The sequence below is a fragment of the Massilia phosphatilytica genome, from assembly GCF_977014125.1.
Window position 1 is genome coordinate 1 of sequence record NZ_CDRNIL010000135.1, and the last position, 6,848, is coordinate 6,848.

7 protein-coding genes and 1 pseudogene are annotated in these 6,848 nt (G+C 67.3%); 4 read left to right on the forward strand and 4 right to left on the reverse strand.

Features of this window, described 5'->3' with window-relative positions; genetic code table 11:
* Positions 1-101: 101 nt before the first annotated feature.
* Complete coding sequence (locus tag ACWNCF_RS04800) at positions 102-515, reverse strand: LysR substrate-binding domain-containing protein (protein ID WP_449406221.1); 414 nt, start codon at positions 513-515, stop codon at positions 102-104.
* Positions 516-530: 15 nt separating this feature from the next.
* A complete protein-coding gene (locus tag ACWNCF_RS04805; protein ID WP_449406222.1) occupies positions 531-1,034 on the reverse strand; it encodes a LysR family transcriptional regulator in 504 nt (167 codons plus the stop codon).
* A 312-nt stretch (positions 1,035-1,346) separates the two neighbouring features.
* Between ACWNCF_RS04805 and ACWNCF_RS04810 the strand changes: the two are divergent.
* Positions 1,347-2,638 (forward strand): annotated as a pseudogene (locus tag ACWNCF_RS04810) (dicarboxylate/amino acid:cation symporter).
* Positions 2,639-2,812: 174 nt separating this feature from the next.
* Positions 2,813-3,673, forward strand: coding sequence for a porin (locus ACWNCF_RS04815; RefSeq protein ID WP_449406223.1), 861 nt, complete (start codon positions 2,813-2,815; stop codon positions 3,671-3,673).
* On the opposite strand, the gene ACWNCF_RS04820 is transcribed toward ACWNCF_RS04815, so the two are convergent.
* Complete coding sequence (locus ACWNCF_RS04820) at positions 3,670-4,386, reverse strand: hypothetical protein (protein WP_449406224.1); 717 nt, start codon at positions 4,384-4,386, stop codon at positions 3,670-3,672. The genes ACWNCF_RS04815 and ACWNCF_RS04820 overlap by 4 nt on opposite strands.
* A gap of 84 nt (positions 4,387-4,470) precedes the next feature.
* Positions 4,471-4,830 (reverse strand): hypothetical protein, encoded by a 360-nt coding sequence (locus ACWNCF_RS04825; RefSeq protein WP_449406225.1) that lies wholly within the window; start codon positions 4,828-4,830, stop codon positions 4,471-4,473.
* 1 nt (position 4,831) lies between these two features.
* On the opposite strand from ACWNCF_RS04825, the gene ACWNCF_RS04830 reads away from it, so the two are divergent.
* On the forward strand, positions 4,832-5,572 hold the full coding sequence (locus tag ACWNCF_RS04830) for a sensor histidine kinase (RefSeq protein ID WP_449406226.1): 741 nt from the start codon (positions 4,832-4,834) through the stop codon (positions 5,570-5,572).
* A gap of 11 nt (positions 5,573-5,583) precedes the next feature.
* Complete coding sequence (locus ACWNCF_RS04835) at positions 5,584-6,840, forward strand: sigma-54-dependent transcriptional regulator (RefSeq protein ID WP_449406227.1); 1,257 nt, start codon at positions 5,584-5,586, stop codon at positions 6,838-6,840.
* Positions 6,841-6,848: the final 8 nt, after the last annotated feature.

Consider the following 6,848-nt stretch of genomic DNA (forward strand, 5'->3'; position numbering starts at 1 on the left):
TTGTGCTGCTCGTTCAGTTACGTATTGCTAAGGTTAAAACGGAGGAGTGAGCTGGATGATCCAGCACCTCCATGCGCAAAATGCATCACGACGTCACGGCATCACGACGCGGGCCGGTGCGCGGCCAGGAAGTCCCACAACGCCGCGACGATCGGCTTGCCGGGGCGCGCGGCGGACGGACGTTCGCGATACAGCCGGATCTCCATCTCGATCTCCCACGCGCCGGCGTCGCTGGCACGCGCCAGCTGCCTTTGTTCGACTTCGCGCACGACCGCCGATTCGGGCAGGAAGGCGACGCCGTGGCCGTCGAGCGCCATCATCTTCAAGCCTTCCGCCATGTCGGTCTCGTAGCGCTTTTCAAAGCAAGGCTCGGATGCCGCATCGGCGAGGATCAGGTCCACCATCCGCCCGAGATAGGCGTTCGCCGTGTACGACAGGAACGGCAGCGGCGCGCCCTTGCGGCCGGGCAGGCGGTATTCCGGTGCGCATCCGGGCCGGAGCAGGCATACGCGCACAGCGCTTCGCGCCCATCAGCAACATGTCGTAGCGGCCGGGGTCGAGCTGCACCGGCTGGCGCGGATGGTGGTAGCACAGCAGCAGGTCGCAGCCGCCTTCCACCAGTTGCAGCACGGCGTCATGCACGTTGAGGGCGATGAGACGGCTGGTGATCGAATGTCGAAGTCGCGTTCCAGCGCGGTCAGCCACTTCGGGACGAACGTGAGCGACAGGGTGTGCGGCACGGCCAGGTCGATCGTCTTTCCGCGCGGCCGCGCGGTTGTGGCGCAGCAGGTCGCGCACGCCGTTGATCTGGCCCAGCATCTCCAGCGCCTGTTCGTTGAACGCGCGTGCCGGCCGGGGTGACGCGGGTGCGGAAACGTGGTCCGGTCGACCAGGTCCGTGCCGAGCCAGTTTTCCAGCGAGCGGATGCGGCGCGCGAACGCCGGCTGCGTCACGTGCCGCAGCTGGGCCGAGCGGCTGAAGTTCTTGGTCTCGAGCGCAGTGAAATGAAGTGTTTCCAGCCACTTTGTTTCCATGCCCAGTCTCGCGCGGTTGAATCATCGCGGCATTTTAACGCGCATTCCGGGCCTGCATTTCCGCTGAATCCCGGCGGCCGGCGCCCTTCCAATTTTCCATACGGCGCAAGTCCGCACGGTATTTGATTCCTGGACGGCGGATCGTGCTGTTCTTGCATTTCCATAAAGAAACTCCTTTCGAATCAAACGCTTGGCCGGCAAATTTTTCCGCAATCTCTCTGGCGTCGGTACTTGCTGATGTCCGTACACCCGGTTCCCGCCGGGTCACGACAACACGCGGCGTCATTCAGCGCCGCGATCTTGGAGATCAAAGTGAAAAAGACGCGTCCCTTGACCCTGACCATCCTGATCGCGATGGTACTGGGCGCTGCGGTCGGCTACGGTTGCCACGAAAAATTCGTCGCCGACAAGCAGCTCAGTGCCGACATCGCGGCCCATATTTCCATCGTCACCGATGTGTTCCTGCGGCTGATCAAGATGATCATCTCGCTGCTCGTATTCTCGACCTTGACGGTCGGCGTTGCCCACATGGGCGACGGCCGCGCCGCCGGCCGCATCGGCATGAAGGCCATGGCCTGGTTCGTGATCGCCTCGCTGACTTCGCTGAGCCTGGGCATGCTGTTGTCCAACCTGCTGCAGACTGGGGGCCCACCTCAATCTGCCGCTGCCGCCGGTGGATGCCGCCACCGGCCTGAAGACCACCGCCTTCACGCTCAAGGACTTCGTCGCCCACCTGGTGCCGAGGTCGCCGATCGAGGCCATGGCCAACAACGAGATCCTGCAGGTGCTGGTGTTCGCCCTGTTCTTCGGCGGCGCGCTGGGGGCGCTGGGCGAGGCCGCCGCCGGCCTCGCTCTTGCTGATCGACCAGCTGGCGCGAGTCATGTTGCGCATCACCGGCGTCATCATGAACCTGGCGCCGCTCGCGGTATTCGCGGCGATGGCATCGATCATCACCACCAGCGGCCTGGGCATCCTGCTCACGTTCGCGAAGTTCATGGGCGCCTTCTACCTCGGCCTTATCTGCCTGTGGCTGCTGCTGATCCTGGGCGGCTACCTGTTCATCGGGAAGCGCGTGCTGCGCCTGCTGGCGCTGATCCGCGAACCGTTCTTGCTGGCCTTTTCCACCGCCAGTTCGGAAGCGGCCTATCCCAAGCTGCTGCTGGCGCTGGACCAGTTCGGCGTGCAGCGCAAGATTTCCAGCTTCGTGCTGCCGATGGGGTATTCCTTCAACCTCGACGGCTCGATGATGTACTGCACCTTTGCCGTGCTGTTCATCACGCAGGCCTACGGCATCGACCTGTCGCTCGGTACGCAGATCACCATGCTGCTGTTGCTGATGCTGACGTCGAAGGGCATGGCCGGCGTGCCGCGCGCCTCGCTGGTGGTGATCGCCGCCACCCTCAACCAGTTCCACATCCCCGAAGCCGGCCTGCTGCTGTTGATGGGCATCGACCAGTTCCTCGACATGGGGCGCTCGGCCACCAACGCGGTCGGCAACGCCATCGCCACGGCCGTCGTCGCCAACTGGGAGGGCGCGCTGGAAGAGTCGCCCCTGCAGACCGCGCCGCCGCCCGTCCCGGCCGCGGGCGTGCGCGCCGGCTGACCGCATCCGACACATATAAACAATCAAAGGAGACTCGATTGAAACATCGCTACATCGCTGGCGCGTGCGCGCTCGGCCTGAGCGCCACGTTCGCGCAGGCGCAGTCCTTTGTGAAGATCTACGGCGTGGCCGACGCCGGCATCGTGCTGCGAACGCGGCGGCCCGGCCGGTTCGATGGAGAACGTCAGCAGCGGCGTGGCGTCCGGCTCGCGGCTGGGCTTCAAGGGCAAGGAAGACCTCGGCGACGGCACGAGCGCCTTCTTCGTGCTGGAAAACGGCTTCAACATGGATACCGGCACGGCGGGCCAGGGCGGGCGGCTGTTCGGCCGCCAGGCCCTCGTCGGCCTCGCCGGCGCGGCCGGTTCGGTCAGCCTGGGCCGCCAGTACGCGCCGTACTACAAGGTCGTGCGCGACGTCGTCGATCCGTTCTGCACCGGCCTCGCGGGGAATGCGCAGAACATTTTCCCGACCTTCACCCGGGTCGACAATGCGGTCGACTACCAGTCGCCCAAGTGGCACGGCGTGTCGGCCGACATCCTGTACGGCGTCGGCGAGGCGGCCGCCGGCGCCGCCAGGAACCGGACGATCGGCGCGTCCATCGCCTACGATGCCGGCCCGCTGACCCTCGTGCTGGCGCATCACCAGCAAGGCGACCCGACCGGCACCGCGCACAGCCGCAACACCATGCTGGCGGGCCGCTACCGCTTCGGCACGGTGACGGCGCACGCGGCCTATGCGCGCAATCGCGACGTGCCGGGCAACGCCAGCCGGGATGCCTTGCTGGGCGTCGCCGTGCGGGCCGGCGCGGGCCGGGTGCTGGCCTCGGTGGCGGCGCACCGCAACGACTTCGGCCGTGAAGCGCATGCGCTGCAGGCGGCGATCGGTTACGAGTACAGCCTGTCCCGGCACACCGACCTGTACGCGGCATATGGGCACATCGCCAACCGCGACGGGGCCGCGTACACGGTCGGCAATGCCACCGACGCCGGGTCCGGCACCACCGGCATCAACCTTGGGGTGCGTCATGTGTTTTAATCGCATGACGTAAACACGCCAGGACCGCCATGCCCGCAGCCGCACCCACCGTCAATCCGCGCCAGGCCGGCCGCTGGCCGCGCCGGCGGCTGGCGTTGTGGGGCGTGCTGCTGCTCGCTTGCGTGGCGCTGGCCGGGGTGGCCTATCGCTATGCCGAGGACGCCGCGATCGGGCGGCTGCGGCTGTCCGGCACGCAGCGGCTGGACAGCTATGCGGCCAGCCTGGAACACCTGCTGTCCAAATACGATTTCCTGCCCGGCACGTTCGAACTGAACAAGGACGTCATCGCGCTCCTGCGAACGCCCAACGACGACGCGCTGCGGACCGAAGTCGACGTCTACCTGGAGCGTGTCAACCGCCTGGCCAGGTCGACGACCATCTACATCGTCAACCTGCAAGGCGTCACGCAAGCCGCCAGCAACTGGCGCGAGCCCGACAGCTTCGTCGGCGACAACGTCGCCTTCCGGCCGTATGTGCGCGACGCGCTGCGGGGCGCGCCGGGCGGCTTCTACGGGGTCGGCACCACGCGGGGCGAGCCCGGCTATTATTTCGCGCGCGGCATTTATCAGGACGGCCGCATGCTGGGCGTGGCGACCGTCAAGGTCAATATCGAAAGCCTGGAGGGCACCTGGGCCGACGCCGGCGGCAAGGCGCTGCTCGCCGATGCGCATGGCGTGGTGTTCCTGAGCTCGGTGCCCGAATGGAAATACCATACGCTGGCCCCGCTGACGCCGGCCGTACGGAAGGAGCTGGAACAGTCGCGCCAATATGTCTTGTACCCGCTCACGCCGCTGGGCCTACGCACCGTGCGCGCGCTCGACAATGGCGCGCGCATCGTCGCCGGCCCGGCGCCGGCCGCCGGCGGCCCCATGCTGAGCCAGTCGCGTACGCTGGCGACGCGCAACTGGCAGCTGGTCTACCTGTCCGACCTCGCGCCCGCGCGCGCGGGCGCACGCGCGGCGGCGCTGCTGACGCTGCTGTCGGAAGCGCTCGCGATCATGCTGGTGCTGTACGCGCGCCAGCGCCACCGCCTCGGCCGCCAGCGGCTGCGCGCCCGCGAGGATTTGCAGCGCGCCTACGATCGCCTGGAAAGCCTCGTGGCGGAGCGTACCGCCAGCCTGCAGACGATGACGCGCGAGTCCCCGCGACGAGAACATGGTGCGCCAGCAAGCCGAACAGCAACTGCGCAAGGCGCAGAGCGAGCTGGTCCAGGCGGGCAAGATGGCGGTGCTGGGGCAACTGTCGGCCGGCATCACGCACGAACTGAACCAGCCGCTCACGGCGCTGCGCACGATGTCGGACAATGCCCGCGTGCTGATCGAGCGCGGCCGGCTCGACGACGCGCGCGCCAACCTGGCGACCATCTCGCAACTGGTCGAGCGCATGGGCCTCCTGACCGGGCAGCTGCGCCAGTTCGCGCGCAAGGCCGACGCGATGCTGAGCGCCGTCGCTGTGGGGGAGGCCGTCACGGCGGCACTGTTCCTCGTCGAGCGCCGGATCGCGCAGGAGCGGGTCGGTTTCCGCATGTCGACGCACCCGCGCGACCTGTATGCGCTGTGCGACAGCAACCGGCTGCAGCAGGTGCTCGTAAACCTGTTCAGCAACGCGCTCGACGCGATGGAGATGGCCGGCAGCACGCCGCGCGAGCTCGTCGTCGACGCCGGGCGCGACGGCGGGCGGGTACGCATTACCGTGACCGACAGCGGTCCCGGCGTGCCCGAAGCGATACGCACGCATTTATTCGAACCCTTCTTTACCACCAAACCGCAAGGAAAAGGACTGGGCCTGGGCCTGGCCATCTCCGAGCAGATCGTGCGCGAATTCGGCGGCCACCTGCGCGCCGAGTCGCCACCCGGGGGCGGCGCCCGGTTCATCATCGATCTGCCCCGCGCGGAGTAGGAGACAGCAATATGCACGAACTGTACGAATCCATGAAAGTCCTGCTCGTCGAAGACGACGCCATCGTCCGCGCAGGCAGCGTCCAGGCGCTCGACCTGGCCGGCTTCCAGGTCGAGGCATTCGACGCCGCCGAGCCGGCGCTGGCGCTGATGCGGCCAGGCTTTGCCGGCGTGATCGTCAGCGACGTGCGCCTGCCCGGCATGAGCGGCCTCGAGCTGATGGACGCCGTCAAGGCCATCGATGCGCAGGTGCCGGTGGTGCTCGTGACCGGCCACGGCGACATCTCGATGGCGGTGGGCGCGATGCGCGGCGGTGCCTACGATTTCATTCCCAAGCCGTATTCGTCGGAACAACTGGTCGAGGCCGTGCAGCGCGCGCTGGAAACGCGGCGCCTGATACTGGAGGTCGCCGCGCTGCGCGACCGCATCGCGAACGGCGCGGGCATCGACGCGATGCTGCTGGGGGAATCCGCCGCGATGCGCGACCTGCGCCGCCTGATCCTCGACCTGGCCGACGAGTCGGCCGACGTGCTGATCTACGGCGAGACCGGCACCGGCAAGGAGATGGTGGCGCGCTGCCTGCACCAGTTCAGCAGCCGCCGTGCCCACCATTTCGTCGCGCTCAATTGCGGCGCGATCCCGGAAAACATCTTCGAAAGCGAAGTGTTCGGCCACGAGATGGGCGCGTTCACCGGCGCGGCCAAGCGGCAGGTCGGCAAGATCGAGCACGCCCACAAAGGCTCGCTGTTCCTCGACGAGGTCGAAAGCCTGCCGCTGTCGCTGCAGGTCAAGATGCTGCGCGTGCTGCAGGAACGCTATGTCGAGCGGCTCGGCTCGAACACGCCCGTGCCGGTCGACGTGCGCGTGATCGCCGCCGCCAAGGTCGACCTGAAGGAGTGGTCCGACCAGCAGAAATTCCGCAGCGACCTGTACTACCGCCTGAACCTGATCGTGCTGAACCTGCCGCCGCTGCGCGAGCGGCGCGAGGACATTCCCCTGCTGTTCGAGCATTTCATGCTGGGCGCGGCGGCGCGCTACAAGCGCGGCGTGCCCACGGTGCCGGGGCCGCTGATGCAATCGCTGATGGCGCACGACTGGCCCGGCAACGTGCGCGAGCTGCGCAATATCGCCGAGCGCTTCGTGCTGGGCCTGGCCAGCGGCGCGGACGGCCTGCTGGCTGCGCGCAGCGCGGCGCCGGTGCCGCTGGCCGACCAGGTGCTGGATCATCCAACGCATCTTCGCTGTTCAACCTTAGCAATACGTAACTGAACGAGTAG

Coding starts and splice junctions, on each gene's coding strand:
- ACWNCF_RS04805 (WP_449406222.1), bottom strand. CDS start 1,034: ATGGAAACAAAGTGGCTGGAAACACTTCATTTCACTGCGCTCGAGACC.
- ACWNCF_RS04815 (WP_449406223.1), top strand. CDS start 2,813: ATGGAGAACGTCAGCAGCGGCGTGGCGTCCGGCTCGCGGCTGGGCTTC.
- ACWNCF_RS04825 (WP_449406225.1), bottom strand. CDS start 4,830: ATGTTCTCGTCGCGGGGACTCGCGCGTCATCGTCTGCAGGCTGGCGGT.
- ACWNCF_RS04820 (WP_449406224.1), bottom strand. CDS start 4,386: ATGGTATTTCCATTCGGGCACCGAGCTCAGGAACACCACGCCATGCGC.
- ACWNCF_RS04835 (WP_449406227.1), top strand. CDS start 5,584: ATGCACGAACTGTACGAATCCATGAAAGTCCTGCTCGTCGAAGACGAC.